Origin of the sequence: Roseomonas rosulenta (assembly GCF_016106005.1) — a bacterium.
In the GTDB taxonomy this organism is placed as follows: Bacteria; Pseudomonadota; Alphaproteobacteria; order Acetobacterales; family Acetobacteraceae; genus Neoroseomonas; species Neoroseomonas rosulenta.
In genome coordinates, this window is the sequence record NZ_JACADR010000008.1 from 1 (window position 1) to 25,697 (window position 25,697).

The following is a 25,697-nucleotide window of genomic DNA, read 5'->3' on the forward strand; positions in this document are numbered from 1 at the left end:
CAGTCCACCTGCATCTGCTCGCCTGGCGCTGTCTCGAAGCGCACCACCGGCTCCGGCTCGGCAGCGGGCCGCAGCCAGGCGAGATGTTCCTTGAGGATGCTGTAGCCGCCGGCGTAGCCGCGCTCACGCAACTCCCGCAGCAGCACCGTCGCCTCGAGCCGCTCCGGCGCCGCCGCGGCGATCCGATCGGCGATGTAGCCCTCGAACGGCGCCAGCTTGCCCGGCCGCGGCGCCCGTGGCCGGTATCGCGCCGCCTCCGCGTCGCGCAGGTAGCGCCGCACCGTGTTCCGCGACACGCCCACCTCGCGCGCGATCTCGCGCACGCCCTTGCCGTGCTTGGCCAATACCCGGATCTCCAACGCCAGCTCTCCCCCAACCATCCAGGCCCCCGCCACAACGACGAGGCACCCTAAGCCTGGGTCAGCTTTCAACCGGCGACTGGGTCAGTTTCACTCCGGCGGCTACACGGCCAACGGCGGTGAAGCTCATCAATGACACAGGCATGGCTGTGGCGGAGCGCCCCTGTCGGATCCGGCCGCGCATCACCCAGATGCGCATGGTCGGGTGGCAGACGATCGTGCACGTGCTCGACCTCCTCCGCATCATCCTTCGGCCACCGAGCGGTGGCCGCGACCAGCGCCGCGGCGGCGAGCGCCGCAAGCACCAGGAAGGTAGCCTCCATCCCTGCCGATGCGCCGAACCGGCCCGCCAACGGATAGGCGACGAGCCAGCAGGCATGGCTGAGCGCGAAACGCGCGGCAAACAGCGCAGGCCGATCGCCGGCATGGGCCGACCGCCACAGCAGGCGCCCGCTTGGCGTCAGCACCAGCCCGTTGCCGAGGCCCAGCACCATCCACAGCGGCGGCAGCATCGACCAACTCGGCACCAGCAGCCCGAGCAGCAGGCCTGCGACGAGCAGACCGGCCCCCGCCATCATGACCGTGCGATCGGTCAGCACGCCGTCGAACAGGCGCGGCACGGCGAGTGCGGCCACCATCGATCCCGCGCCATAGGCCGCCAGCGTCCAGCCCAGCTCCGCCGCACCCAGACCGAAGCCCGCGCGCACCAGCACCACCGTGTTCACGATCACCATCGCACCGGCCATGGCGACCGTGACGTTCAGCGCCAGCAAGCCGCGTAGCCGCGGCGTGGCGAGGTAGATGCGCGCTCCACGCGTGATGCGGCGCCAGGCACCTTCCTGCGTCGCCGGTGGCGTTGGCGAAGGCAGCACCACGGTCAGCACCAGGGCGGCCGAGGCGAGGAAGCCCAGCGCATTGCCTGCGAACAGCCAATGGAAGCCGACCAGCCCGAGCAGGGCGGCGGCGATCGCCGGGCTCGCCAGCGCCTCCAGATCATAGGCCAGACGCGAAAGGGACAATGCCTTGGTGTACTCGGCCTCCTCCGGAAGAATGTCGGGGATGGTGGCCTGAAAGGTCGGCGTGAAGGCGGCCGAGCCGGTTTGCAGCACGAAGATCAGCGGATAGGCCTGCCGGATCTAGGTCACGAAGGGCAGCGCCAACGCGACCGCCGCCCGCATCAGATCAAGCACCACCAGCAGGCTGCGGCGCGGCACCAGATGCACAAAGGCCCCTGCGACCGGAGCGATACTGACACAGGCCACCATCTTGATGGCCAGCGCCGTGCCGAGCACCGCACCGGCATTTGCACTCGCCAGATCGAAAGCCAGCAGCCCGAGTGCCACGGTCGCCAGGCCCGTCACGATCAGCGACAGCACCTGCGCCGCGAACAGATGGCGATAGGTCAGGTTGGCAAGCGGGCTGAACGTCAGGTCATCGATTCCATGCGTGAAGCAGAATCATCCATCGAGGGCCAGGCGGGGTGGCGATTCAGTGATCGATGCCGGCGGCGGGCGCGCTGCGCACGGAATGCCCGCCGGTCACAGGACGGGGTGGCGGAAGGCCACGGGCGCTGTTCCTCGCGCCTACCGCGCCGCCGAACAGGTATTGACGCCCAGCAGGCTGTAGGCGGGGCAGCTGCTCATCAATCCTGTCACCAATGGCACAAGGCCGACCAGCCCCCACCAGCCGAGCGGGCCGAAGGCGCCAAGGCCGAGCAAGGCCAACCCCGCCGCGATACGCAGCCCTCTGTCGATGGAACCAACATTGCGCGTCATGAAGCTCTCCTATTTCACCGGGCCCGAAGGCCGTTGCCGACAGACATGCGCCCCACGCTGAGGCGCCGCATTGATTCGCATCAGGCAGGCACCGCGCCGCGGTCCATCGCCGAGACGGGCCTCGGGCACGCGGTTGATGGCGTCGCATTGCGGGCAGACGATCCGGAGGTTTGCGTTCATGACGGCGTCCCTGCGCTATGGAATTGCACGGGCAGCGGCGGGGTTGGCGCGCAGCCAATCCTGGATCGGCTGCCAGGGACCGAAGCGGTGCTGGTCCGGCGTGAAGGGCCCGACGAAGGGCGGATAGGCCGCATCGACGGGCTTGTTGGACCGGTCGGGGAAATCGGCCTCCAGACCCGCCCGATGCGGCCGCGGTTGCGTATTGATGAAGGCCATCACGTCGAAGGCATCGGCCGGCGCTATCACCGGTGCCTCGAAGGTGGTGCCGAGCGGCATGTTGCCGTGCACGAAGCGCGCCGCGGTGATGATTCGGGCCATGCCGGCGCCGTCATTGTAGCTGTCCGGCCCCCAAAGCGGCGGGAAGCGGTAGCGACGGCCGGTCCCGGCAGCTTCGGCGGCATCCAGCCGCTGACCGAGGCCATCTGCCCCGTGGCAAGCCACGCAGTTCTCGGCATAGATCTGCTGGCCGCGCGCCGGGTCGGCGGCACGATCTGGGAGCGGCAACGCCGGCGTGCCGCGGCCTGTCAGCGACTGGCCGACGCGTTCCGGTGCGCTGATATGGCGAATATAGGTCAGGATCGCCTTCATCTCGGGTCCGTCCACCGGCAACGCGCGGCCGTTCATGCTGCGCTCCATGCAGCCATTCACGCGCTCCTCCAGCGTGCGGACTTCATTCTCCCGGCCGATGTATTGCGGGAACACGCCCCAGATGCCGGCCAGAGGGATGCCGAATTGCTGCGTCCCGGCTTGGATGTGGCAGGACTGGCAATCGAGTCCGTTGCCGGCGTGGCGCATCGCGGGATCGGCCGCGTCCGGGCCGATCAATGAGGAGGTGCGCGCAATCAGGTCCCTGCCACGGCGGACGGTGCGGCCATAGATGTCGTCAGGGAGCGTATCGGGGTCCGGTACGTCCCAGGCGGCGGCCACGACGGCGGTGGGTGGCGGTGCGGCTTGGGTGCGCACCGGAGCGGCCACTGTGGGAGGTGCCACCGGCGCCTGTACGACAGTGGGGCCGACCTGCGTTTGCGGCGTCGCGATCTCGGTTGCCGTCCGGGGAGGACGCTTCGCAAAGAGCGTGACGACGCCGATCAGCGCCAGCCCTGCGATGACGACGGTCTAGGATGGTGCGCACATCGGCGGTCACTCCCTGTGTGGGGTTTTTCCGGTCACGCGGCTGCGATCGCCACGGTGGGGCCTGCTGCCTTCGCCTTCACCGGGATCTTCAGGTAGCGCACGCCGTTTGCCTCCGCCTCCGGGAAGCGGCCGGCCCGGATGTTCACCTGGATCGACGGCAGCAGCAGCGTCGGCGCGGCCAGCGTGCTGTCACGCGCCTGACGAAAGGCGACGAATTCGGCCTCCGTCGTGCCGTCCTTCACATGCGGGTTGTTCGCGCGCTGCTCGGCCACGGTGCTTTGCCAGGCGAAGCTGTCGCGTCCCGGTGCCTCGTAGTCGTGGCAGATCCAAATCCGCGTCTCGGGCGGCAGGGCCAGGAGCCGTTGAATGGAATGCCAGAGCTGGTGCGCATCACCGCCCGGAAAGTCGGCGCGCGCCGTTCCGTAGTCGTGCATGAACAGCGTATCGCCGACGAAGACATCGCCGCCGATGCGATAGGCGACATCGGCCGGCGTGTGGCCGGGGACGTGCAGCACTTCCACGGTCAACGACCCGAGCGCGAAACGCTCACCATCCGCGAAGAGGCGATCGAAATCGCCGCCGTCTGGCTTGAGGTCCTGCATGTCGAAGACCGGGCGGAAGATCTTCTGCACATCCCGGATATGCTCGCGGATGCCGATCCGCGCGCCTGTTCTGGCCTTGATGTAAGGCGCGGCGGTCAGGTGATCGGCGTGGGCATGCGTCTCCAGTACCCAGCGGATGGCGACGCCGGCTTCCGCCGCGGCGGCGATGAGAGCATCGGCGGAGGCCGTGTCGGCCTCGCCCGAGCGATTGTCCCAATCCAGCACGGGGTCGATGACCGCGCCGTCCTTCGTCGCGGGATCCCAGACCAGATAGCTGACCGTGTTGGTCGCCTCATCGAAGAACGCGCGAATGAGGGGCTGGTCCATGATGTCCTTCCCTGCCCCGGGATGGGGCTTGAACATCATATAAGCGTTCGCTTAATAAGCATACAATTACGAATGGGCGCGTCGGATGATGGAGGTGAGGCCAGCAGCGGACACGGCGGCGCTACAGGAGAACGCCGCAGATGCTGCACGGTTGCTGCGCCTGCTCGCGAACGAGCGGAGGTTGCTGCTGCTCTGCCATCTCGTGGGCGCCGGCGAGATGACGGTGAGCGCCCTGGCCTCCGCCCTCGGCCTCTCCCAACCGGCTCTCTCCCAGCACCTGGCCATGCTGCGTGAGGACGGGTTGGTGGCCACCCGCAGGGCATCGCAGGCGGTCTTCTACCGCCTTGCGGACCCGAAGGCGGCCCGGCTGCTGGAAGTGCTGCGCGATCTCTACTGCCCGCCCCAGACCTCCCCCGCTGAACAACACGAACAAGGACCAAACCCATGAAGACCATCACCCCACAGGATGCGGCTGCGCTGTTGCGCGACGGCGCCACCCTCGTCGATGTGCGCGAGCCTGATGAGCATGCCCGCGAGCGCATCCCGGGAGCGCGGAGCCTCCCACTGTCACGACTGGAAGAAGCGGAGCTGGCCGTGCATGACGGGAAGCCTGTCCTGTTCCACTGCCGCAGCGGCGCCCGCACCGCGGGCAATACCGATCGGCTCGGCGCCAAGGCCGGCCTGTGCGAGGCCTACATCGTCGAAGGTGGGCTGGATGCCTGGAAGCAGGCAGGGCTTCCGGTGGCGACCGATCGGCGCCAGCCACTGGAGCTGATGCGCCAGGTGCAGATCGCGGCGGGCAGCCTGGTGGTGCTGGGCGTTCTGCTGGGCGCGCTGGTCTCCCCCTGGCTCTACGCGCTGGCGGGCTTCGTCGGCGCCGGGTTGGTCTTCGCCGGCGTGACCGGCACCTGCGGTCTGGCAAACCTGCTGCGGATGATGCCCTGGAACCGTGTGCCGAACCTGCCCGTCGTGACATCGGCAGGTTAGGTCACAGGACAAGCCATCATGTTCGACCTATCCCTCCCACAGGCATTGCTCGGCGGCGCCTCTGGCTCGCTGGTTGGCTTCACGCTCGGCCTGGTGGGCGGTGGAGGGTCGATCCTGGCGGTGCCGCTGCTGGTCTACCTGGTGGGTGTGCCGAGCGCGCACATCGCGATCGGCACCAGTGCTGTCGCTGTGGCAGTCAATGCCGCGACAAGCGTCATCGGGCACGCCCGCGCCGGCAATGTCCGCTGGCCCTGCGCCTCGGTCTTCGCAACCGCCGGCGTGTTGGGCGCCTTCGCTGGGTCGGCATTGGGTCGGCGGTTGGATGGGCAGTCGCTGCTGGCGGCCTTCGCCATCCTGATGGTGGTTGTCGCGGTGCTGATGCTGGTGCGGCGCGATAACGGCGTGGATCGCATTGTTCGGCTGAACCGGGGCAATGCGCCGGCGCTGGTTGGCACCGGGCTCGGCGTCGGCGCGTTGTCCGGCTTCTTCGGAATTGGCGGTGGCTTCCTGATCGTGCCCGGGCTGGTCTTCGCCACGGGCATGCCGATGCTCCAGGCGATCGGGACCTCCCTCGTCGCCGTCACCGCCTTCGGTGTGACGACGGCCGGCACCTATGCGGCGGCGGGGTTGGTGAACTGGCCGCTCGCGGCAGTGTTCGTTGGCGGCGGGGTGCTGGGCGGACTGGTTGGTGCGCGCGCTGGTCGGGTCCTATCGCAGCGTCGGGGGGCACTGACCCGGGTATTCGCCGGACTGATTTTTGTGGTTGCGGGATACATGCTTGCCCGAAGTTTCGGTCTTCTCAGGTGATCATCCGGCGAGACGCGTCTCACGGCGCCCAGCGAAGGTTGGAATCCGGTTTCCACCGCCGCAGGGATTGGAACCGAGGAACGAAAGTCTCGGGGTCCCAGGAACGATCACGCGCCAGGCGATCCGGGCCGTGTCACCGTGCAATCGATCGCGGGCAGAAGGGACCTGCCAGTGGTCCCCGCCCACCGCTGAACTGACGCCGCTTAATCGAGGCGAATGTTAAGGTTGCGTACGATCGGGACCAGACGTTCACGGTCGGCGGCAACGAAGGCGCGCGTCTCAGCGGGCGGCATGCCGACAGGTAGGATGCCCTGGGCGCGGAACACCTCCTGCGCTGCAGGCGTCCGAAGGGCCTCGGCTGCGACCGCCGCGATCCGTGCGACGACGTCCGGCGGCGTGCGCGCCGGCCCGAGCAGCGCGAACCAGTTCGCGGCATCGAGCGGCATGCCGAGTTCACGAAGCGTCGGTACCGCGGGCAACAGCGGCACGCGCTCCGGGGACCCGATTCCAAGGATCTTCACGCGGCCATCGCGCGCAAGCCCTTCGGCCGGTCCGGCATTCATAAACATGGCGTCCACCTGCGCGGCCACGAGCGCGGTGTAGGCCGGGGCCGCCCCGGTGAAGGGCACGTGCAGTAGGTCGAGCCCTGCGTTCTGAATCACGCTGGCCGCGGCAAGCTGGGAGGTCGAGCCGATGCCCCAGGAGGCATAGGTGAGTTGGCCGGGGCGGCTCCGCGCCAGGCTGATGAAGGCCTCGAGCGTATCGGCGCCGAGCCCCGAACGGACGACGAGGGCGAAGGGGCCGCTGGCGAACACCGTGATCGGCTCGAACCCGGCGGCCGGATCGTACGCGAGGCGCGAATAGACCAGCGGGTTCACCGAATGAGTTTCGGCGCTGGCGACGAAGAGCGTATGGCCGTCTGGGCGCGCGCTGGCGACGAACTGCGCGCCGACGGCGCCATTGGCGCCGGGCCGGTTGTCGACCAGCACCGGCTGGCCCAGCAGCGGCGCCATGGCGGTGGCGAGGGCGCGCGAAATGACGTCGGTTGCGCCGCCCGCATTCCAGGGCACGACGATGCGGACGGGCTGATCTGGGAAGGCAAGCGCCGGCGCGGCGATGGCAAGGCTGGCGCCAGCGCCGAGCACTGCGCGGCGCGAGAGCTGTGTCCTCATGGGATGTCCTCCTCCGAAATCGTTCCGGCGCGGCGCGCGTCAGCATCCAGCGTGGCCCGGTTCCCGGCCTCGCGCCTGCGGACGCCGGTAACGGTTATATAACCCCCCGTCACAGCGGCCCCGACATGCACGACGCCGGCCGGACAAGCCTGCAGCGCCCACGCTAACTTTGTCGTTTCCATATCATCCGCGGTGCAGCGAAGTGTCAATCGACTGGGATCCCAGTTGTGTGGCAGAATCATCGCCGACGTTGACCGCCACGCAACCGAATCGGAGGCGCGCAGATGAAACCCTGGGACGGCATCATTTCGGCCGAGGAGCAGAGGGCCTATGGCGCCGCCGGCTTCGGCCGCGCGTCAGGACTCGGCCGGCGACCGGCGCTGCTGATCATCGACGTCCAGTACCGCACCGTCGGCACGCGCCCGATGCCCTTCTGGGACGCGATCAGGGAGTTCCCGACCTCCTGCGGCGAATGGGGCTGGGAGGCGGTGGGGCGGATGCAGACGCTGCTCGCGCTGTTTCGCGCGCGCGGATGGCCGGTGCTTTACCCGCACGTCTCGCCGAAGGAGAGCTTCGACCAGGGCCGGCTGGCGGAGAAGGTGCCGGCGCTGATGACCGTGGCGCGCAACGGCTACGACTTCGTCGAGGAGATCCGGCCGCAGCCAAAGGATATCCTGCTGCCTAAGAAGCATCCCAGCGCCTTCTTCGGCACGCCGCTCGCGAGCTACCTGATCGACCTCGGCGCTGACACCCTCGTCGTCACCGGCTGCACGACCAGCGGCTGCGTGCGCGGTTCCGTGGTCGATGGATTCGCCTACAACTTCAAGGTCGTCGTGCCGCATGATGCGGTTTACGACCGCAGCCGCGTTTCCCACGCCGTGAACCTCTTCGACATGGCGTCCAAGTACGCGGACGTGATGAGCACAGCTGAATGCGCCGCTGCGTTGCAGGCGCTGCCGGCGGCGCGGTGACGGCAATGTCCTTCGACCTGCTGCTCGCCGGCGCGACCGTAGTGCTGCCCCGCGCCGCGGAGCCCGTGGCCTGCGACATCGCCGTGGCGGATGGCCGCATCGCCGCGCTGCTCGCGCCGGGCACGGATGTTCCGGCGCGAGAACGCGTGTCGCTGAAGGGCCTCGTCGTGCTGCCGGGCGCGATCGACGCGCACCTCCATCTGGGGCACGGCAAGGACATCTCTCGCCCGCGGGTGCCCGGCGATGCCGACCAGGAGACCGCGGCGGCCGCCGCCGGCGGCATCACCTGCTTCATCCCCTACCTGATGGCGACCGAGCCCTTCGTCACGCTCCTCGGCGACGTGATCGCGGTGACCGAGGCCGGGGCGCGTATCGACTTCGGCTACCACCCGATCATCGCGACCGCAGCGCAGCTCGCCGAGGTCGAGGCCTGCATCCGCGACTGGGGCGCGCCGAGCTTCAAAATCTTCATGAACAACCGCGGCGGGGAAGGAAAGCGCCTGGGCCTGCCGGACATCGACGATGGCTTCCTGCTACGCCTGTGCGAAGCCGCCGCTGCGCATGGCGGCATGGTCTGCCCACACCCCGAGACGATTGAGATGGCCTGGGTGCTGCGCGAGCGCGTCATGCGCGACGACCCCGAAGGCCGCGGCGGGCTGGCCAGTTGGAACGCCACGCGCCCGCCCTTCGTCGAGGCCGACGCGGTGCAGCGCGCGACCTATGTCGCGAGGACCGCCGGCGCGCCGCTCTATGTCGTGCACACGTCCTCGGCCGAGGCGCTGGATGCCGCGCTGCGCCAGCGCGCCGCCGGTGCCCGTGTCTTCATCGAGACATGCCCGCACTACCTGACACATGACATCACCTGGCCGGGTGGTGTGACCGGCAAGATCAATCCGCCGCTGCGAGAGGCGACGGACCGCGAGGCGCTGTGGCGCGGGCTGCTCAACGGCAGCATCGATACTGTGGCGACCGACCACGTGCATCGCGACATCACGTCCAAGGAAGGTGGCATCTGGGCTGCCTCGCCCGGCTGCCCGGGCATGGAGACGATGCTGCCCGTGCTGCTCAGCGAGGGATATGCGAAGCGCAGCCTTAGCCTGCCACGAATCGCGGCGCTGACGGCGGGCAACCCGGCGCACGCCATGGGCCTCGACCACGCCAAGGGCGCGATCACGCCGGGTATGGATGCGGATTTCGCGATCGTGGATCCCGCAGCGCGCTGGACGGTGACGCGGGATGCGGTGGTCAGTTCGGCAGGCTATTCGATCTACGAAGGCTGGGAACTGACGGGGCGGGTCGTGCATACGCTCGTGCGTGGCCGCTTCGTCCTGCGAGAGGGTCTGCTCGGCGCGGCCGCGGTTGGGACCGGCAGATATATGCGCCGCAGGTTGAGGCATGCCACGCCCGCATAAGCCGGCACAGAGCCTGCGGGAGCACGCGCTCGGCACGATCCGGGAGCGCATCCTGAACCTGAGTTACCCGCCCGGCAGCCTGCTCTCGGAGAACCAGCTCGCCGAGGAGCTGAGGATCAGCCGGACGCCGGTGCGCGAGGCGCTCCGCGAACTGGCCGCAACAGGCCTGGTCCGCATCCTTCCGCAACGCGGCGTGGCGGTGTCCGAACCATCCGTCGAGGACATCATCGAGGTCTATCAGCTGCGCGAGCAGCTTGAATGTTTCGCAGCGCGCCTGGCCGCCGAGCACCTGATGCCGGCCGATGCTGGTACGCTTACGGCCGACCATGCAGATGCGCTGGCACATCTCGCCGCGGGGCGCCTGCCGGATGCCTACGCTGCATCGGTCCGTCTGCATGAGCATATCATCGCCCTGACACGCAATACGCGGTTGGCCCGCTTCATGCGTCAGCTGGGCGATCAGGTTCACCGCTTCGGCCTCATGACGTTGCGGCAGGGCCGCGCGCCCCGCGCGCTCGAAGAACACGGGCGGATCATCGGAGCGATCCTGGCCAGGGACGGCCCGGCAGCCGAGATGCTGATGCGCGAGCACCTGCGCGCCGACTGCGACATCGCGCTGCAGGCGATACTGCCGACCGGCTCAAGAGATTAGCGCCGTACGCATGCAACGAGGCGCCGCCCGAGAGGCTGGGGCAGGCTGCTCCGTGAACCGCAGCGTGCATCCGTGGTTGGTCGGCGAACGTAGGGGCGGATCGTGGCGGAGGGAGTGCGCCCGGATCCGACCCGTCGCCGATGGCTTACCTTGTGCGGCTGACGCGGCTACCGTCGCGCAGCGTGCTCGGCGGGAACAGAATGACGGTCTCGCCGGCCGACAAGCCGCCTGAGATCATGGCACTGCGGGCCGCGCGCCGGGCTACTGCGACCTGTCGCTCGCGCGCTACGCCGTCCTGCACGACATAGGCAGCCCAGCCGGCGCCCCGCCGAAAAAGCGCGCTGACCGGCACCAGAACAGCGTCCTCGATCGCCTCGACCATGATGCGCGCATCCACGCGGAACCCGTCACCGAGCGCCGCCCAGCGCTCTCGGGGGCTGACGAGGTCGACCAACACCCACACCCGCTGCTCCTCGACGCCGAGCGCCGAGACCCGGGTAAAGGCGCCAGGTTCGACCCGCCTGACGCGGCCTTCCAGCGGAACGGGCCCGCCCCACCTCTCGATGGCGACCGGCGCGCCGGGGCGGATGCCGACCGCTTCGGTGGTGAGGACATCCACCACCACTTCCAGGTCCGCCGGATCGCCGAGTTCGAGCAACGACGCGCCGGAGGCGACGACCGCCTCACTCTCCTGCAGCACGCGCAGCACGTGCGCGGCGACGGGCGCACGCACCTCATGGCGCTCCAGGCCACCCTCCGGCGCGTCGGCCGATGCGAGCAAAGCGCGCGCCTGGTCCAACTCGTGTTCGGCGGCGTGCCTGCGGCGTTCTGCAGCGAGCATGTCTCGCGCGGCCGTGCGCTCGGCCAGCTCCGCACGCTCCAACTGCTGAAGCGGCGCCGTGCCTCGCGCGTGTAGGGCGCGCACCCGGGCGGCATCCGCCTCCGCCTGGGCCTGCTGGGCGGCGGCGCGCTCCACCAGGACGCCGGCCTGCTGCAACATGGCCTCCGCCGCACCCGCACGCTCCTCCGCCTCGCGCCGCGCGCGGGGGCTGAGCAGGGCCGAAGGCGCGGCCAGGATCTCCGCGACCAGGTCGCCGCGCCCGACGGTGTCGCCGGCGCGCACGCCCAGGCGCAGCACGCGCCCGGCGACAGGGGCGGAGACGACATAGCGTTCGCGCACACGCGTGCGGCCGTCCTCCTCCACCACGGCCTCGAAGCGGCCGCGCATGACCTGCTCCGTCTCGACAGGCACTGGCCGCTGGCGGAAGGCAAGGAGCGCGCCGCCCACCGCCAGAAGGACGGAAGCGGCGATCAGCGCCCGGCGAAGATGCCGCCCCATCGCTCAATCCCTCGCCTTCAGGGCGGCGACCAGGTCGAGCCGGTCGATGCGTCGCCGCACCGCCACCGCACTGGCGAGTGCCGCGCCCAGCACGACGAGCGCGGCCGTGACGAAGGTGGCCGGGCTGATCGCAGCCGGGACGTCGAAGCTCTCATTGTCCCGCGCGCCCAGGATCAGCTCGACGATCCACTGCGCCAGAACGAGCCCGAGCGGTACCGCGATGAGAACGGCCAGCGCCAGTTCTGCGAGCAGGATCCGCGCCACCTCCTGTCGTGTGAAGCCGAGGACCCTGAGGCTCGCCATTTCCCAGCCCCGCTCCTGCAGCGCGACGCGCGCGCTGTTGTAGACCACGCCGACCGCGATGATGACGCCGAAGCCGGTCAGCGTCACGGCGCTGGTCAGCACGAGGCCGGCGATCACCTCATCGAAGACGCGCAGCCACACCGCCTTCACATTGGTGACCGCGACGCGCGGCCGCTCCGCCAGCTGCTGCCACAGCGCCTGCACCTCCTGAGGGTCCACGCGCAGCGCGACATGGGAGACCAGGTCGTCCTCGCGCATCAGCCGGTTGAGCGCGCCGATCTCCATCAGCGCGCTGAACCCGATGATGTCCTCGACCAGCGCGGCCACCGGCAGGTCATGGACACGGCGCGCGCCCTCCAGCACCTCGACCTGCACCGAGTCGCCTTCCCGGACGCCGAGCCGCTCGGCCAGCCGCCGGCTGAGCGCCAGGCCCTGCTGCGGGATCGGCACCGGGCGGAGATCGGCATCCCGGGGAACACGAAGCTCCGCGCCCTCCGGGAGACCGGTTAGGGCGAGGAGGCGGCTGCGCTGCGCAGCCCGAAGCCGCACCGGCACGATGCGATGGCCCTCCGCGGCGAGCACGCCGGGAAGGCGCGCCATCTCGCGCACGGCGCGGGAGGGGCGCGGGTCGGTGAGCGCCACGAAGGCGTCGCCGCGCTCGATGCGGTCGAACTGCAGCTCCACCATGCTGTCCATCGCGTCCCACCAGAACAGGCCGAGCACCACCATCGGCACCGCCATCGCGATGCCGAGGACAGTGAGGAGGGTGCGCAGCGGGCGACCGAGCAAGCCACGCAGCGGGATCTTGGCCCTGGCCCCGACCCGGCGGCCCCAGCGGCCGAGCGTGACCCCGCCGAAATCGGCCGGGCGCGGCGGGCGCAATCCCTCAGCGGCGGGCAGGCGGAGGATCCGCCGCAGCGCGGCCAGCACGCCGAGCAGCGCCACCGCGAAGCTGGCCGCCGCCGCGAGCAGGGGCAGCCGGGCCGGCAGCAGGTAGGGCATCTCCGGGAAGCGAAAGAAGGGACGGTAGTTGCCGAGCATGCCCGCGCCCATCCAGGCCCCGGCCGCGATGCCGAACACCGAGCCCAGCGCACAGACTACGGCGACGAACTTCGCGTAGTGGGCGGCGATCGGAAAGGACGGGTAGCCGAGCGCCTTGAGCGCCGCGACCTGCTCGCGCTGAGCCTCCACCATCCGGCCCAGCACGACGTTCAGCAGGAAGGCGGCGATGCCGAAGAAGACCAGCGGAACGGTGACCGCGAGCGTGCGCTGCTCGGCCAGTTCGTCCTCCAGGAAGCGGTGCGAGGGCTGGTCGCGCCGTCCATAGGCGCCGCGACCGCCCCAGGGCTGCAGCAGCAGGTCGAGCTCCGCGATCACCTCAGGTTCCGAGGCGCCGGGGGCCAGGGTCAGCACCACCTCATTGAAGGCGCCCTGCATGTCGAAGGCGCGCGATGCCCCTTCCTCGTTCACCCAGAGCACGAGGAAGCCGCGATCGTCCGGCAGGGGATTGCCCGGGCGCGAGGTGAAGACGAACTCCGGCGAATGGGCGATGCCGCTGATGCGGAAGCGCTCGCGTCGGCCGTTCAGTATGACGGCGATCTCGTCGCCCGGGCGCACCTGCCAGGCCTCCGCAAAGGCGGCATGGATCACCGCCTCGTCGTGTCGTGTCGGCTCGGGCAGCCGGCCGGCAAGCAACCAGAGCCTGTTGAGCGCCGGTTGCTCCCCGTTGGCCGGAAGAGACAGCACACGCCCAGCGACCGGCACCTCCCCCCCGGGCCAATCAACGCGAGCCTCGCCGCTGACGCGCGCTTCTGTGAGCGCCACGCCCGGGATCTCCCCGATCCGGCTCAGCAGCGTGCGGGGCGCGCGCTTCACCTCGGCAGAGACCTCCGCGAAGCGGCTCTCCGCATAGAAGGTCTGCTGCGCCTCGCGGAGCGAGAGGAAGCTGCTGACCGACATCACCAGCACCGCGACCCCGGCGCCGATCAGCAGCGCGATGGTGAGGACCTGGCCGCGCAGCGCCCGGACATCGCGCAGCACCTTGCGGTCCAGCACCCTCACCAGACGAGCTCCTCCGGCGCGCAACGGTTGCCATTCGCTTCGATCGACACGATGCGCCCGCCGCCCATGCGCAGCACCCGGTCGGCCATGCCGGCGATCGCCGCGTTATGGGTGATGACCACCGTCGTCGCCCCGACCTCGCGGTTGGCCCGCGCGATGGCCGAGAGCACGAGCTTGCCCGTCTCGACGTCGAGCGCCCCGGTGGGCTCGTCGCAGAGCAGGGCGTCGGGCCGCTTGACGATGGCGCGCGCAACCGCGACGCGCTGCTGCTCGCCGCCGGAGAGCTGGCCGGGGAAGTGGTCGAGGCGGCGCGAGAGGCCGACGAGCGCGAGCGCCTCCTCTGGCTGCATCGGGTCGCGCGCGATCTCGGCGACGAGTTCGACATTCTCGCGGGCGGTGAGGCTCGGGATGAGGTTGTAGAACTGGAAGACGAAGCCGACGTGGTCGCGCCGGTAGGCTGTAAGCGCCGCCTCGTCTGCGCCGGCCAGCTCGTGGTCCCGCCACGCGGCGCGGCCGGAGGTTGGCGCATCGAGGCCGCCAAGGATGTTCAAGAGGGTGGATTTACCGGAGCCGGACGGGCCGAGCAGCACCACGAACTCGCCCTGCATGATGTCGAGGTCGAGGTCGCGCAGCGCATGCACAGTGGCGTCGCCGGTGCCGTAGCTCTTGCACAACCCGCGTGCGACGAAGACCGGGGGCACGCCGGTCGGGTGCGCTACGTCGGCCATCTTGGTCATCGCCATGGCGTGCAGGATGCCACGCTTCATGACCGAGTGGCCACGATCCCGCCGGGCGGGCGTATCCTCAGGCTGGGACGCTCAGCCTTTCCGCTGCGGCAGCAAGCCGCAGAGCGCGATGTCGCCGGCCACGAAATCGCGCCGCAGCACACTTCTTTGTTTTCAACCTTGGGATGGTCGGATTCGTCATCCGATCCAGCCTCAGCGGTGCCTGCGCCGACTACACCACTGTGCCGAACAACGCTCCGATACCCGCCGTCAATGCCATCGCGAGCGGGCCCCAGGAGGTCAGCCGCGCCGTGGCGCGAAGCACTTTGGCGCCACCCGCCTGCGCCCCGAGCGCCCCCAGCAGGGCCAGAGAAGCCAGCGATGCGCACGAGACGATCCATACGAGCAGATGCGGCGGCGCGATGACCACCTTCAGCAGGGGCATGGCGGCGCCCACGGCGAAGGTTGCCGCCGATGTCAGTGCTGCCTGGATGGGCCGCGCGGTGGTGATCTCGGACATCCCGAGCTCGTCCTGTGCATGTGCCGCCAGGGCATTCTTGGCCATCAGCTGCTCGGCCACCTGCCGGGCCAACGCGCGGTCCACCGCACGACGGACGTAGATCTGGGCCAGTTCCTCATGTTCGAAGGCAGGGTTGTCCCGAGGCTCTTGGGTTTCCCGGGCCAAGTAGGCCTGTTCCGTGTCGGATTGGGAACCGACAGAGACGTACTCTCCTGCCGCCATCGATATCGCACCCGCGACCAACCCAGCCGCGCCAGCGATCAGGATGTCAGTCTGCGTGGCCGCTGCCACAGCGACGCCGACGATCAGGCTGGCGGTCGAGACGATGCCGTCATTGGCTCCGAGGACCGCCGCCCGCAGCCAACCGATCCGCGAGACGAGATGACGTTCAGGGTGTAGGTGCAGGTGCGGCATCGGGCTTCCTTCACGGGTCGACGTTACCTCAATCATTTTCTTGGCCGCCGCGTCCCTCACGACGATCACGTCCCCCGCGGCCTTAAGGCTCGCCATGGGCGCTGCGATGGCAGGACACGCAGTTCTGGAAGTCCCGGATTCCCTCCCGCAGTTGCTTGGCACTAATGCGGTCAGGCCGATGCTCATGGCAGTCATAGCAGGTATAGCGACTGGTATCGTTGTGCACGTGGCAGGTTGCGCAGGGCGCATTGTGATCACGGTCGAGCACGAAGAGCCGCGCGTGATCGAAGGTGGCCGGCGTCCAGCGCACGGTGCTGTAGCACTGCGCGCATCCCGTGGTGAGATCACGATGAAACGCGGTTGCCGGCGCCGTATGGCAGCTGGCGCAATTCGCCTGCGTCGCGGGTTGCAGCAGCGCGTGCAAGAACGTCATGTGCGTGCTTTGACTGATCCGCGAGCCCTGATGCTCACTGTGATAGGCGACGCAATTCTGCGCGACCAGTTGCTGATGGAGTGGCGTCCGCGCCAGCGCCACCCCAGTGGTGGGGCGCGCGCCGATATCCGCGACAGCGTGGCAGCTGACGCAGCGATCCGCCGCAGCGCCGCGCAGTGGCGCGTGGCACGCGAAGCAATCCGTCGTCGGTTGCGCATGCGCCGGCAACAGCGGGCCCGCGCTGATCATCAGATGCGGGTAGATGAAGGTGAGCGCCACGATCACCGCCAGGTTGGCCACGACGATCAGCATGATCCAGGGACGCTTCATCGCCAGCCCCAGAACAGGAAGACGGTGAGGATATGCGCCGTCGCCAGGACGGCGAATGCCAGGGTGATCGGGATGTGAACCACCCGCCATTGCTTGATGACGTCGAAGGTCAGGCTGTCCCAGTAGAGCCGTTCCTCGATGGCGCTCGAAGCCAGTCCCTCGTCGCGCAAATCCCGGCGACTGGCCTCGATGCGCCGTCGCGACCGCTGCAGCAGGTACTTGCCCGTCAGCCCGCTGGCGACATTGACGAGCATCGCCCAGACCGCCAGCCAGGCGAGGATCGCGTTGAAGTGGATGCCGGCATGGACCAGCACCAGCAGCGACCCGGCCCAGGCCATCCATTCATGTCGCCGCAGAAGCTGCGCCGGATTGCCTGTCGTGATCCGCTCGTGCTTGCGCAGCGAGGCCAGGATCAGCGCCGTGCCGGGAATGGCGAGGTAGCGGCCGATCCAGACCGTATCGTCGAGGTGCAGCACGGCATCGAGGATCAGCGCCGCGGCGGCCAGGCCGCCAGCTTCAGCAGGAAGGGCAGGACCTCGCGGTTGATCAGGCTGCCGGTCATGCGTCGAGCACCAGCGCGGATCCGGGCGTGCCGACGCACAGCAGGCAGTGGCCGGGTGGTACATGATGGTCGGGCTTCACCGCGTGGCTGACGGTGCCGGACGCGACAGCCGTCTCGCAGCTTCCACAACTGCCGGACCGGCAGCCGGATTGGACCGCGACCCCGTGACGTTCCGCAAAGTCGAGCAGGCTCGAATCCCGTCCGTCCCAGACCAGCGTGCGCCCCGCGCGACGAAACTGAACCTCGACGGCGGTGGCGATACCGGCCGCTGCATTGCCCGAAGCCGCGTGCACGGGCGCGAGGGACGCCGGGCCGAAGGCCTCGTGATGGATGTCCTACGGGTCAATGCCCCAGGTCAGGAGCGCGGGGATGAGGCTCGCCATCATCGTCGGCGGGCCGCGGATGTAGAATGCGTGACGGCCCCGCGGCAGCGTCTGGCGCAGCAAGGCTACATCGACGTCTGGCGAGTGCTGGTAATCCCGCCTCGGAACATCGTCGGGGCGCGGCTGGCTGTAGGTGACGTTTAGGTGGAAGGAGGAATGCTCGGCCGCCAACTCCTCAAGCCTTGCCTTGAAGGCATGCTCACCGCCGTCACGAAGCCCGTAGTAGAGGTACAGGACACGACCGGGCTGCTGCTCCAGGCACCAGCTCAGCATACTCATCATGGGCGTGATGCCGATTCCGCCGGCGATGAAGACTGCCGGGAGCCGTGCGTCGGTGTCGATGAAGAAGCGGCCAGACGGAGCCCTCACCCTGAGGAGGTCGCCTTCCTGCGCCCGGTCATGCAACTGGTTGGAGGCGACGCCCGGTGGCAGCTCCGGCCGATCCAGTGGCGATGGAACCCGCTTGACGGTGATGCGGTAGGCGTCCGGCCTCGGTGCATCGGACAATGAATAGCAGCATGTGATCGTCCGCCCGGCGCCGGTCCTAGCCTCCGGGACGTCAAGCGCGAGTTAGGAATTGGCCTGGCTGGAATTGTGGCAGCAGCGCCCCATCCACCGGCGCGAGATAGAATGAGCATTGCGTCCGCAGCGCATCCTCGAACTGGCGCCGCAGGACACGAAACTCTCGCAGGCCCGGCCAGGCTAGGGAACGATCTGTCGTGTCCGGCTCGCTCGTCGGCATTGCCGGCAGTGCGGCCCGCCGGCGCCAGCGCCATATTGCAACGCCGATTCCTACCGCGAGCTGAAACAGTAGCGCGACGGAGATATAGAAGAGCAGTTCGAGTGCGGTCACCGTCCGTAAATTCGCACTGCCAGGTACGCGGAGGCAGCCAGACGCAACGTCGATGGACTGACGAGCGATGGTCGGGCCACGCCTTGCCTGTCCACGCACGCCTCCTCGGTTTGAGCTGAGGGTCGGTCAACCCAATTCCCAACTCAAACATGCGCGCCACGACCGGCCGTCGTCCTTGCTCCAGATCAACGCCAGGGACCGGCCAACAGACGAGCCTAGGTGAAGCACTTCTCGCCCTGTGGCTGCTCGGCGCGGCACGCCCTTCTTCCGTGCGGCGCCTCGACCGACCATGCTGCCCAGGCGTAGTCATGCTGCCCAGGCGTAGTCACGATGCGACCCCGCCATCCTCGGTCTGCGGGAAACTCGCGCCAGGCGCTCCAGAGGACGAGGGCCATGCCGGATGCACCGATGACCAGGGAGAACGGCGGTGGCCTCAGCGAGCGGGAGGCCGCGGCCCGCCTGAAGGCCGATGGCCCCAATGAACTGGCACGCGCCGGGCGCAGAACGCCATTCCGGATCGTGCTTGAGGTGCTGCGCGAGCCCATGCTGGCGCTCCTGCTCGGCGGTGGCGTGCTCTACCTGCTGCTCGGTAGTCCGGAAGAGGCCCTCATCCTGCTGGCCTTCGCGCTGTTCTCCATCGTGATCACGGTCGTCCAGGAAAGCCGCACCGAACGCGTCCTGGAAGCACTGCGCGACCTGACCAGCCCACGCGCATTGGTGATCCGCGGAGGCGAACGCAAGCGCATTGCCGGTCGCGAAGTCGTTCGCGGCGACCTGGTGGTGCTGGCGGAGGGCGATCGCGTCCCGGCCGACGCCCGGCTGATCGAGGCCAGCGACGTCCAGACCGATGAATCGCTGCTGACGGGAGAGTCGGTTCCAGTGCGGAAGGTGGCAAGCGCGACATTGCCGCCGGCGCGTCCGGGCGGCGATGATCTGCCGCATGTCTTCTCGGGATCGCTGGTGGTGCGAGGCAGTGGCATCGCCGAGGTGACGGCGACCGGTCCGCACAGTGAGATCGGCCGGATCGGCCAGTCGCTCAGTGCGCTCGATCCCGAGCCACCGCGGCTGCAGGCGCAGATGCGCCGACTGGTGAAGTTCTGTGCGATCTTCGGTGGCGTCGTCAGCGTGCTGGCGGTGCTGCTCTACGGCACATTGCGCGGCGGCTGGCTGGATGCGCTGCTGGCCGGGATCGCCATCGGCATGTCCATGGTGCCGGAGGAGTTGCCGGTGGTGCTTACCGTCTTCATGGCGATGGGCGCCTGGCGGATCTCCAAGGCGCGAGTTCTGACGCGGCGCGCGGCGTCGATCGAGACGCTGGGTTCCGCCACGGTGCTATGCACCGACAAGACCGGCACACTGACGCAGAACCGTATGACGGTGGCTGTGCTGTGCCTGCCAGATGGCAGTGAGTTTCACCCGCAGGATGGCGCGATACCGCAGGGGTTTCGTCTGCTGGTAGAGACGGGGAGGCTAGCCAGCGTGCCGCAGCCCTTCGACCCAATGGAGAAGGCGTTCCACGCGATGGCCGACGGGATGGCCCAGCCCGCGCTTGACCTCATCCGTACCTACGGCCTTCGCCCCGATCTGCTGGCGATGACGAATATCTGGCGATCCGGCACCGAGACCATCGTCGCCACGAAGGGCGCACCCGAGGCTATCGCCTTGCTATGCCACCTCGATGCCGAGGCGCGCGCCGCGCTGATCGCGAGGACCGAGGTGTTGGCTGCGAAAGGCATGCGCGTGCTCGCCGTGGCCCGTGCCACGCACAGCGGCGAGGCCTGGCCGGAGACGCAGGACCGCTTCGCCTTCCGCCTGTTGGGACTCGTTGGCCTGGCCGACCCGCTGCGGCCTGGGGTGGTGGAGGCGGTGGCCGAATGCCGCACGGCCGGCATCCGCGTCGTGATGATCACCGGCGACTATCCGACCACCGCCGCCGCCATCGCGCGCCAGGCGGGGCTGGACGCCGAGACCATAGTGACCGGCGAGGCGCTTTCCGGCATGGACGACGCAACCCTGGCGGCGCAGGCGCGCAGCACAACGGTCTTCGCCCGCGTCATGCCCGAGCAGAAGCTGCGCATCGTGGCCGCGCTGAAAGCGGATGGCGAGGTCGTCGCGATGACTGGCGACGGAGTGAACGACGCGCCATCGCTCAAGGCCGCGCATATCGGCATCGCCATGGGTGGCCGCGGCACCGACGTCGCGCGCGAGGCGTCGTCGCTCGTGCTCCTGGATGATGATTTTGGCTCCATCGTCGCGGCCGTGCGCCTGGGTCGACGCGTCTTCGACAATTTGCGCAAATCCATGGGCTTCATTATCGCGATTCACTTGCCCATCGCAGGTTTGGCACTGCTGCCACTCATTTTCGGGCTGCCGATCCTGCTCTGGCCGATGCATATCGCCTTCCTGGAGATGATGATCGACCCGGTCTGCACCCTGGTGTTCGAAGCCGAGACTGAGGAAGAGGGGATCATGCAGCGCCCGCCACGCGATCCGGCGGCCCCGCTGTTCTCCGCCTCGCTGCTGGGTTGGAGCGTGCTGCAGGGGGCCGTCGTGCTGGCGCCGACGGCAGGCATCTATCTGGTCGCGCTGGATCGGGGCATGCCCGAGCCGGAAGTCAGGTCGCTGACCTTCTTCGCCCTGGTGATCAGTATCGTCGGGCTGATCTTTGTGAATCGGTCCTTCAGCGCCTCTATCATCACTGCCTTCAGGCGGCGCAACGCAGTGCTGCGCTGGGTGATGCTGGCAGTGACGGTGATGCTCGGGGTTACGTTGGCGCTACCCTTTGCGCAGCGCATGTTCCGCTTCGGGCCCCTGCATCCAGACGATCTCGCGGTGACGGTTACGGCCGGGCTGGCGACCATCCTCATCCTCGAATTCCTGAAGCCGCATTGGCGCAAACGTCTGATGACGTGACGATACCCTGGTACAATCTCGCGGCCGTGCTGGGCATCGGGCTGCGGGATGGCCTGGGGCAAGAGCGCCGAGAGTTCCGCGACCTTGGGTAAGCGGATCCACCCATAGCACCCGCCGCTTCACCACCTGCACCGCCAGCTGTGACGCGGCGAAGTCCACCGTAGAGTCGCTGACGTTCCACGCCGTCACGCGCACGCTGTCGTTACTCCACACGTGGCAGTCCAGCACGAAGGCGATGCTGCTGGTGTCGAGCGATGGATCGGCGAGGTACCTCCGCCGCGCGCCTGGAACCGTGACGTCGACGTTGGCCGTGGCGCTGGACCCAAGGCTCGACAGGTCATAGTTGGTCTCAAGCGCAAGCGTCCGTGTCCCCGCCGGCAGCGAAGGAGAGCCGTAGAGCCGCAACGCCTCGAACTCGATCTGCCCGTCGAAGCCGATGATGCGCGCTTTGCGCGATCGCCGCAGTAAGCAATTTCATGACCGCACCCTACGCGTCAGCGTTGCTCTGTGGCCCCCGGTCGCAGGGCGCGTCATGCCTGGCCGCTTTCGCCCAGCACCATGGCATGAGATCGTCGATGCGGCTTCGTGGCCAGCCTTCGAGGAGGCGGGTGAGCAGGTCGGTGAGGTATCGCTGGGGATCGACGCCGTTGAGCTTGCAGGTCTCGATAAGCGAGGCGATGGCGGCCCAGGCCTCTGCGCCCTCATCGCAGCCGGCGAAAATCGCGTTCTTGCGGCTGAGCGCCACGGGCTTGGCGGCGCGCTCGACGCTGTTGGTGTCGAGCTCGATGCGGCCGTCCTCGAGGAACCGCAACAGGCCCTCGCGGTGGTTCAGCGCATAGCGGATCGCCTCTGCCATGGTGCTCCGCGCAGGCAGCCTCGCCAGCGTCGCCTCGAACCAGGCGAACAGGTCCTGGACCAGCGGGCGATTGCGGGCGCGCCTTTCGGCCACGTGCGTCTCGGGCGATGTGCCGCGGATCTCGGCCTCGATAGCGTAGAGGGCGGCGATGCGGTGCAGCGCTTCCTCGACGATCGGCGCCTTGGCCCTCAGCGCCAGGTCGTAGAACTGCCGCTGCGCATGGCCCTAGCAGAACGCCACGACCGCGGGGCCCGGCCCCGTGGCCGCGTCGGCGAGGCCATTGTATCCGGCATAGCCGTCGCACTGCAGGATGCCGCGATAGCCGCCCAGCAGCGCCCTCGCATGCTCGCGGCCGCGGCCCGGGCCCGTAAGTGTAGACGACCCCCGGCGCGTCGACCCAGCCCCAGGGCCGGCTGTCGCGCGCGATGGACCAGTATCAGCCTGTCTTCGTCTTGCCGCGGCCCGGGTCCAGGACCGGCACCGAGGTCTCGTCGGCGAACAGCCGCGCCGAGGCCAGCAGGATCGCCTTCATCCGCCGCACGACCGGCAAGATCTCCGCCGCCGCTGTGCCAACCCAGGCCGCCAGCGTCGCGCGGTCCACGAGGATGCCCTGCCGCGCGAGGATCCCGGCTTGGCAATAGAGCGGGAGATGGTCCGCGTAGCGGGAGACCAAGACATGGGCGACCGTCGCCTCGGTCGGCAGTCCGCCCTCGATCAGGCGCGCCGGTGCCGGCCTCTGCACCACCACGCCGGCGCAGGCCCGGCAGGCCAGCTTCGGCCGCTTCGTCACGATCACTCGGAACAGCGCGGGGATCACGTCGAGCCGCTCCGAGCTGTCGGCGCCGATCTCCACCATCGTTGCCGCGCAGCAAGGGCAGGCGGTGCTCGCCGGCGTCAGCACCACCTCGATCCGCGGCATGTGGGCGGGCAGCGCGCCGCGGGCGGCCCGGCGCTTGGTCGCGCGTTCCTGCCGCAGTTCTGGGTCGCGCTTCTCGGCCTCCGCATCGGCCTTCGCGATCGCCGTCTCGAGGTCGGCCAGGCCGAGTTGCAGCTGCTCCTCCGGCAGCCGCTCCGACTTCCGGCAGAACTGCTGCCGCTGCAGCTTCAGCAGGATGTGGCGGAGCCGGTCGTTCTGCGCCTCCAGCGCATCGCGCGCAGCGGACGCATCGTCGCGCTCGGCCAGCACCTCGATCAACAACGCGCGCAGAGCCGCGGGATCGTCAGGAAGTGCGGAGATATCGAGCGCGTCGGGAACAACAGAATCGTCACCGATCGCGCCGTGTCGCGCCAAGTGGAAGGCGCTACCCTGCGACCTCGGGGCGTGCCGTCCAGGCCGGCATGCGTCAGTCGATCCCCTCCAGCAGCATCGATGGCTGCGCCGGCGTCAGCGACACCGCGTCGCCCTGTGTCGCCGGCCCGACGAAGCGACCGCGGTCGAGCCGCTTGGCGTAGAGGCACAGGCTCTGGCCGTCCCAGAACAGCAGCTTCACCAGGTGGCCGCGCTTGCAGCGGAACGCAAAGATATGGCCGCTGAACGGATCGCGGCCCAGCATCTCCTGCGCCAGCCGCACTAGCCCTTAGAAGCCTCGGCGCATATCCGTCGGGCCGGCTGCCAGCCAGACCCGCACGCCCGGCGGCGGCCCAATCACGCCTCCAGCGCCGCCACCAGCCGCGCGACCGCGGCGGCATCCGTCGTCGCCGCGACCCGCAGCACCCGCCCGTTGCGCAGCACCACCTCGATCGGCCCGGGGGCGATGTCAGACACTGGCGGCGGCATGGACGACGCAGCCGCATCGGGCGTCACAAGGCGCACCGGCAGCAGCCTCGGCGGCGGTGGGCGTCGCCGCGGCACATCACAACGCGTCGCGCGTCGCCAGCGATGCAGCAGGCTGGTACAGACTCCGTGCCGACGCGACACCGCCGTCACCGTCTCGCCAAGCTGGAACGTCTCCGCCACCAGCCGGACCTTGTCCTCCGCGCTGAAGCTGCGCCGCCGCTCGCCCCGTTGTAGGCGGTGGCGAGCGCCGCGGGCCCGGGGCAAGAACGTGGCCGCAGCGACGTTCTGAATGAAGGCGCGGGCGGGCTGTCGCGAGAAGGTCGATGTCAAGCCGGTGATCGACCCGATTAGCCAGCTGAGCGATGCTGAGCTCGAAGCCGAGATCAACCGTCTGAACCGGGAGCTTGGGCATGAGCCGCGCTTGGTTGTGCAGATCGTCGACGAGACGAGCGCGGGCCAGGACGAGCGGCTGTGAGGGCCGCGCCGAAGGGCCCGCGGTAGCCGCAGCCGCATCGCATCTGCTCAACACCGGGCATCGACCGTTGGTCGGTGGTGAAGAGATAGCTCCGATGAGCGCTGTCGAACGGCTGAAATCTTGACAAGTTCAGATCCGGATATTAAATACCAATCCGGAGGTTGGCTCATGCCGTATGCTCGCCACGCTGGTCCAACTGCCACCACGGCCCCCCCCTCGCTCGACGCCTCCCGGTTCACCTCGAGCAATCGGCGTCGTTTGAGCGGCCCTGCAATGCGCACCTTTATCGCCATAGCCGATCTGTGGGCGCTGTCGCAGGACGAGAGGCTTCTGGTTTTGGGGCTCCCATCGCGCTCGACGTACTACGGCTGGGTCAAAGCAGCCCGGGCCGGCGACGAGGTGACGCTGCCGACGGACACCCTGCTTCGCATTTCTGCCGTGCTCGGTATCCACAAGGCGTTGCGCATCCTGTTCGCCGTGGACGCCGAGGGTCTTCGCTGGCTGCGCGAGCCGCACGCGGCACTTCCGTTCGGCGGCCAGCCCCCCATCGCGCTTGTCCTGGGCGGGACGCAGGATGGCCTCATGCTGGTGCGGCGCTTCCTCGACGGGGCGCGGGGCGGGCTCTTCATGGCGCCGAACGCTGCCGATGATGCGGCGTCGGCACTGTCAGATGAGGACATTGTTTTCGCGTGAACGACGAAGCCTTGGTCGAGGCGCCGGCACCCGCGTGGCGCCTCATTCCTTCTCGGTTCCCTCCGATCGGTGCGTTCGACACAGTCGCTACGGCCGATGACCTTGCGGCGGTGATGGAACTCGAGGGCTGGACGAACGATCGTCTGGTTGCTGAGCGGATCGCCCGACTGCCGCAGGACCAATGGGCTTACGCAACGCCCAACGCCAGCATCGTCATGGCATCGTTCCTCCACGCCGCCCCATCGGGGTCTCGCTTCAACGGTCCAGAGCTTGGCGCTTGGTACGCTGCTACGGCCCTGACGACTGCGGTAGCCGAGGTGGCGCATCATCTCCTGCGCGAGGCGGTGGCGCGCGGAAGGCGTGAGGAGCGTCGAACTTTCCGGTGCTATGTGTGCCAGCTGGCGGGACGAGACTACCTGGACATCCGCGGGCAGATGCAGAGCCGTGCCGAACTCTACGACAGCACGAGCTACTCGGCCTCCCAGGTTTTCGGGGAGGCGGTTCGGAAATCAGGAAGATCGGGGATCGTCTACGACAGCCTCCGCCATCGTGGTGGAACCAATGTCGTGGCCTTCCGTCCTCGACAGATCACCGAGGTCACTCCGGCGGACCACTACGACCTGCTCGTGCCGGTAGAGGGACGGATAATCGCGCGCAAGCTGACGACGGGCGCCTAGGTGAG

At 68.6% G+C, this 25,697-nt stretch carries 29 protein-coding genes and 1 pseudogene; 10 read left to right on the top strand and 20 right to left on the bottom strand.

The annotated features are described in order from the left end of the window. From HW578_RS02535 to HW578_RS02555, 7 genes are all read right to left on the bottom strand, one after another. On the bottom strand, positions 1-380 hold a 380-nt coding region (locus HW578_RS02535), incomplete at its 3' end, for a helix-turn-helix domain-containing protein (RefSeq protein WP_232478513.1). A gap of 47 nt (positions 381-427) precedes the next feature. After that, positions 428-1,468: an MFS transporter gene (locus tag HW578_RS02540; protein ID WP_456308260.1), complete on the bottom strand. Its 1,041-nt coding sequence runs from the start codon at positions 1,466-1,468 to the stop codon at positions 428-430. 27 nt (positions 1,469-1,495) lie between these two features. Continuing rightward, positions 1,496-1,735, bottom strand: coding sequence for a hypothetical protein (locus HW578_RS28615; RefSeq protein WP_456308261.1), 240 nt, complete (start codon positions 1,733-1,735; stop codon positions 1,496-1,498). Between the two features lie 207 nt (positions 1,736-1,942). After that, a complete protein-coding gene (locus tag HW578_RS02545) occupies positions 1,943-2,134 on the bottom strand; it encodes a YgaP family membrane protein (RefSeq protein WP_198368960.1) in 192 nt (63 codons plus the stop codon). A gap of 9 nt (positions 2,135-2,143) precedes the next feature. Beyond that, positions 2,144-2,314: a hypothetical protein gene (locus tag HW578_RS28380; RefSeq protein ID WP_369407798.1), complete on the bottom strand. Its 171-nt coding sequence runs from the start codon at positions 2,312-2,314 to the stop codon at positions 2,144-2,146. Positions 2,315-2,329: 15 nt separating this feature from the next. Next, entirely contained in the window at positions 2,330-3,277 is a 948-nt protein-coding gene (locus HW578_RS28385; protein WP_198368961.1) for a c-type cytochrome, read from the bottom strand. A 203-nt stretch (positions 3,278-3,480) separates the two neighbouring features. Beyond that, positions 3,481-4,377, bottom strand: a complete 897-nt coding sequence (locus tag HW578_RS02555; protein ID WP_198368962.1) for an MBL fold metallo-hydrolase — start codon at positions 4,375-4,377, stop codon at positions 3,481-3,483. A gap of 151 nt (positions 4,378-4,528) precedes the next feature. Here HW578_RS02555 and HW578_RS02560 point away from each other — a divergent pair, with 151 nt between their 5' ends. From HW578_RS02560 to HW578_RS02570, 3 genes are read left to right on the top strand one after another with little or no spacing between them, the layout of a single operon-like run. After that, complete coding sequence (locus tag HW578_RS02560) at positions 4,529-4,825, top strand: ArsR/SmtB family transcription factor (RefSeq protein WP_369407799.1); 297 nt, start codon at positions 4,529-4,531, stop codon at positions 4,823-4,825. Further along, positions 4,822-5,364 (top strand): rhodanese family protein, encoded by a 543-nt coding sequence (locus tag HW578_RS02565; RefSeq protein ID WP_198368964.1) that lies wholly within the window; start codon positions 4,822-4,824, stop codon positions 5,362-5,364. The genes HW578_RS02560 and HW578_RS02565 overlap by 4 nt, the downstream gene beginning before the upstream one ends. An 18-nt stretch (positions 5,365-5,382) precedes the next feature. Further along, positions 5,383-6,171, top strand: a complete 789-nt coding sequence (locus HW578_RS02570; protein ID WP_198368965.1) for a sulfite exporter TauE/SafE family protein — start codon at positions 5,383-5,385, stop codon at positions 6,169-6,171. Between the two features lie 203 nt (positions 6,172-6,374). On the opposite strand, the gene HW578_RS02575 is transcribed toward HW578_RS02570, so the two are convergent. Next, positions 6,375-7,316, bottom strand: a complete 942-nt coding sequence (locus tag HW578_RS02575; RefSeq protein ID WP_198368966.1) for a Bug family tripartite tricarboxylate transporter substrate binding protein — start codon at positions 7,314-7,316, stop codon at positions 6,375-6,377. Between the two features lie 311 nt (positions 7,317-7,627). On the opposite strand from HW578_RS02575, the gene HW578_RS02580 reads away from it, so the two are divergent. Genes HW578_RS02580 through HW578_RS02590 form a run of 3 tightly spaced genes read left to right on the top strand, consistent with a single transcriptional unit; the run spans position 7,628 to position 10,378 of the window. Continuing rightward, positions 7,628-8,314, top strand: a complete 687-nt coding sequence (locus HW578_RS02580) for an isochorismatase family protein (RefSeq protein WP_198368967.1) — start codon at positions 7,628-7,630, stop codon at positions 8,312-8,314. Beyond that, positions 8,275-9,726, top strand: coding sequence for a dihydroorotase (locus tag HW578_RS02585; protein WP_232478514.1), 1,452 nt, complete (start codon positions 8,275-8,277; stop codon positions 9,724-9,726). Before HW578_RS02580 ends, HW578_RS02585 begins: the two co-directional genes overlap by 40 nt. After that, positions 9,710-10,378, top strand: a complete 669-nt coding sequence (locus HW578_RS02590) for a GntR family transcriptional regulator (protein WP_198368969.1) — start codon at positions 9,710-9,712, stop codon at positions 10,376-10,378. The genes HW578_RS02585 and HW578_RS02590 overlap by 17 nt, the downstream gene beginning before the upstream one ends. 145 nt (positions 10,379-10,523) lie before the next feature. Here HW578_RS02590 and HW578_RS02595 read toward each other — a convergent pair whose 3' ends face one another. The 9 genes from HW578_RS02595 to HW578_RS02635 all read right to left on the bottom strand — a co-directional run bounded on the left by HW578_RS02595 (position 10,524) and on the right by HW578_RS02635 (position 18,301). Then, a complete protein-coding gene (locus HW578_RS02595; protein ID WP_198368970.1) occupies positions 10,524-11,606 on the bottom strand; it encodes an efflux RND transporter periplasmic adaptor subunit in 1,083 nt (360 codons plus the stop codon). Positions 11,607-11,720: 114 nt separating this feature from the next. Beyond that, positions 11,721-14,081 carry an ABC transporter permease gene (locus HW578_RS02600; RefSeq protein ID WP_198368971.1) on the bottom strand — a complete coding sequence of 787 codons (2,361 nt, stop codon included), beginning with the start codon at positions 14,079-14,081 and terminating at the stop codon, positions 11,721-11,723. Beyond that, complete coding sequence (locus HW578_RS02605; protein WP_232478515.1) at positions 14,078-14,848, bottom strand: ABC transporter ATP-binding protein; 771 nt, start codon at positions 14,846-14,848, stop codon at positions 14,078-14,080. Before HW578_RS02605 ends, HW578_RS02600 begins: the two co-directional genes overlap by 4 nt. A 190-nt stretch (positions 14,849-15,038) precedes the next feature. Further along, positions 15,039-15,740: a VIT1/CCC1 transporter family protein gene (locus HW578_RS02610; RefSeq protein ID WP_198369000.1), complete on the bottom strand. Its 702-nt coding sequence runs from the start codon at positions 15,738-15,740 to the stop codon at positions 15,039-15,041. Between the two features lie 82 nt (positions 15,741-15,822). Beyond that, the gene (locus HW578_RS02615; RefSeq protein ID WP_198368972.1) at positions 15,823-16,485 is read right to left on the bottom strand and encodes a hypothetical protein; all 663 of its coding nucleotides are present in this window, start codon (positions 16,483-16,485) and stop codon (positions 15,823-15,825) included. 14 nt (positions 16,486-16,499) lie between these two features. Next, entirely contained in the window at positions 16,500-16,979 is a 480-nt protein-coding gene (locus HW578_RS02620; protein ID WP_198368973.1) for a hypothetical protein, read from the bottom strand. Positions 16,980-17,061: 82 nt separating this feature from the next. Next, positions 17,062-17,358, bottom strand: a complete 297-nt coding sequence (locus tag HW578_RS28390) for a 2Fe-2S iron-sulfur cluster-binding protein (RefSeq protein WP_198368974.1) — start codon at positions 17,356-17,358, stop codon at positions 17,062-17,064. 42 nt (positions 17,359-17,400) lie between these two features. Next, positions 17,401-17,955, bottom strand: a complete 555-nt coding sequence (locus HW578_RS02630; RefSeq protein WP_198368975.1) for a ferredoxin reductase domain-containing protein — start codon at positions 17,953-17,955, stop codon at positions 17,401-17,403. 52 nt (positions 17,956-18,007) lie between these two features. After that, a complete protein-coding gene (locus tag HW578_RS02635; RefSeq protein ID WP_198368976.1) occupies positions 18,008-18,301 on the bottom strand; it encodes a hypothetical protein in 294 nt (97 codons plus the stop codon). Between the two features lie 393 nt (positions 18,302-18,694). Here HW578_RS02635 and HW578_RS02640 point away from each other — a divergent pair, with 393 nt between their 5' ends. After that, positions 18,695-21,214, top strand: coding sequence for a cation-translocating P-type ATPase (locus HW578_RS02640; protein WP_232478516.1), 2,520 nt, complete (start codon positions 18,695-18,697; stop codon positions 21,212-21,214). Between the two features lie 487 nt (positions 21,215-21,701). Here the strand turns inward: HW578_RS02640 and tnpC are convergent. The 3 genes and pseudogenes from tnpC to tnpA all read right to left on the bottom strand — a co-directional run bounded on the left by tnpC (position 21,702) and on the right by tnpA (position 24,177). After that, a pseudogene (gene tnpC, locus HW578_RS02645) lies at positions 21,702-23,343 on the bottom strand (IS66 family transposase). 70 nt (positions 23,344-23,413) lie between these two features. After that, positions 23,414-23,641: an IS66 family insertion sequence element accessory protein TnpB gene (gene tnpB / locus HW578_RS02650; protein ID WP_369407800.1), complete on the bottom strand. Its 228-nt coding sequence runs from the start codon at positions 23,639-23,641 to the stop codon at positions 23,414-23,416. A gap of 74 nt (positions 23,642-23,715) precedes the next feature. After that, entirely contained in the window at positions 23,716-24,177 is a 462-nt protein-coding gene (tnpA, locus tag HW578_RS02655) for an IS66-like element accessory protein TnpA (RefSeq protein WP_198368977.1), read from the bottom strand. Here tnpA and HW578_RS02660 point away from each other — a divergent pair. From HW578_RS02660 to HW578_RS02670, 3 genes are all read left to right on the top strand, one after another. Further along, the gene (locus HW578_RS02660) at positions 24,137-24,322 is read left to right on the top strand and encodes a hypothetical protein (protein WP_198369005.1); all 186 of its coding nucleotides are present in this window, start codon (positions 24,137-24,139) and stop codon (positions 24,320-24,322) included. The genes tnpA and HW578_RS02660 overlap by 41 nt on opposite strands. 273 nt (positions 24,323-24,595) lie before the next feature. Beyond that, the gene (locus tag HW578_RS02665; RefSeq protein WP_232478517.1) at positions 24,596-25,015 is read left to right on the top strand and encodes an MbcA/ParS/Xre antitoxin family protein; all 420 of its coding nucleotides are present in this window, start codon (positions 24,596-24,598) and stop codon (positions 25,013-25,015) included. Further along, positions 25,012-25,692, top strand: a complete 681-nt coding sequence (locus HW578_RS02670; RefSeq protein WP_198368979.1) for an RES family NAD+ phosphorylase — start codon at positions 25,012-25,014, stop codon at positions 25,690-25,692. Before HW578_RS02665 ends, HW578_RS02670 begins: the two co-directional genes overlap by 4 nt. The last annotated feature ends 5 nt before the right edge of the window (positions 25,693-25,697 follow it).

What these genes read in the sequence shown, in the direction of transcription:
- HW578_RS02580 (WP_198368967.1), top strand. Translation starts at nt 7,628, where the DNA reads ATGAAACCCTGGGACGGCATCATTTCGGCCGAGGAGCAGAGGGCCTAT.
- HW578_RS02610 (WP_198369000.1), bottom strand. Translation starts at nt 15,740, where the DNA reads ATGCCGCACCTGCACCTACACCCTGAACGTCATCTCGTCTCGCGGATC.
- HW578_RS02570 (WP_198368965.1), top strand. Translation starts at nt 5,383, where the DNA reads ATGTTCGACCTATCCCTCCCACAGGCATTGCTCGGCGGCGCCTCTGGC.
- HW578_RS02595 (WP_198368970.1), bottom strand. Translation starts at nt 11,606, where the DNA reads ATGCGCGGCCGCTTCGAGGCCGTGGTGGAGGAGGACGGCCGCACGCGT.
- HW578_RS02555 (WP_198368962.1), bottom strand. Translation starts at nt 4,377, where the DNA reads ATGGACCAGCCCCTCATTCGCGCGTTCTTCGATGAGGCGACCAACACG.
- HW578_RS02640 (WP_232478516.1), top strand. Translation starts at nt 18,695, where the DNA reads ATGCCGGATGCACCGATGACCAGGGAGAACGGCGGTGGCCTCAGCGAG.
- HW578_RS02605 (WP_232478515.1), bottom strand. Translation starts at nt 14,848, where the DNA reads ATGAAGCGTGGCATCCTGCACGCCATGGCGATGACCAAGATGGCCGAC.
- HW578_RS02590 (WP_198368969.1), top strand. Translation starts at nt 9,710, where the DNA reads ATGCCACGCCCGCATAAGCCGGCACAGAGCCTGCGGGAGCACGCGCTC.
- HW578_RS02545 (WP_198368960.1), bottom strand. Translation starts at nt 2,134, where the DNA reads ATGACGCGCAATGTTGGTTCCATCGACAGAGGGCTGCGTATCGCGGCG.
- HW578_RS02565 (WP_198368964.1), top strand. Translation starts at nt 4,822, where the DNA reads ATGAAGACCATCACCCCACAGGATGCGGCTGCGCTGTTGCGCGACGGC.
- HW578_RS02660 (WP_198369005.1), top strand. Translation starts at nt 24,137, where the DNA reads ATGAAGGCGCGGGCGGGCTGTCGCGAGAAGGTCGATGTCAAGCCGGTG.
- HW578_RS02585 (WP_232478514.1), top strand. Translation starts at nt 8,275, where the DNA reads ATGCGCCGCTGCGTTGCAGGCGCTGCCGGCGGCGCGGTGACGGCAATG.
- HW578_RS28380 (WP_369407798.1), bottom strand. Translation starts at nt 2,314, where the DNA reads ATGAACGCAAACCTCCGGATCGTCTGCCCGCAATGCGACGCCATCAAC.
- HW578_RS02665 (WP_232478517.1), top strand. Translation starts at nt 24,596, where the DNA reads ATGCGCACCTTTATCGCCATAGCCGATCTGTGGGCGCTGTCGCAGGAC.
- HW578_RS02615 (WP_198368972.1), bottom strand. Translation starts at nt 16,485, where the DNA reads ATGCTGATCGTCGTGGCCAACCTGGCGGTGATCGTGGCGCTCACCTTC.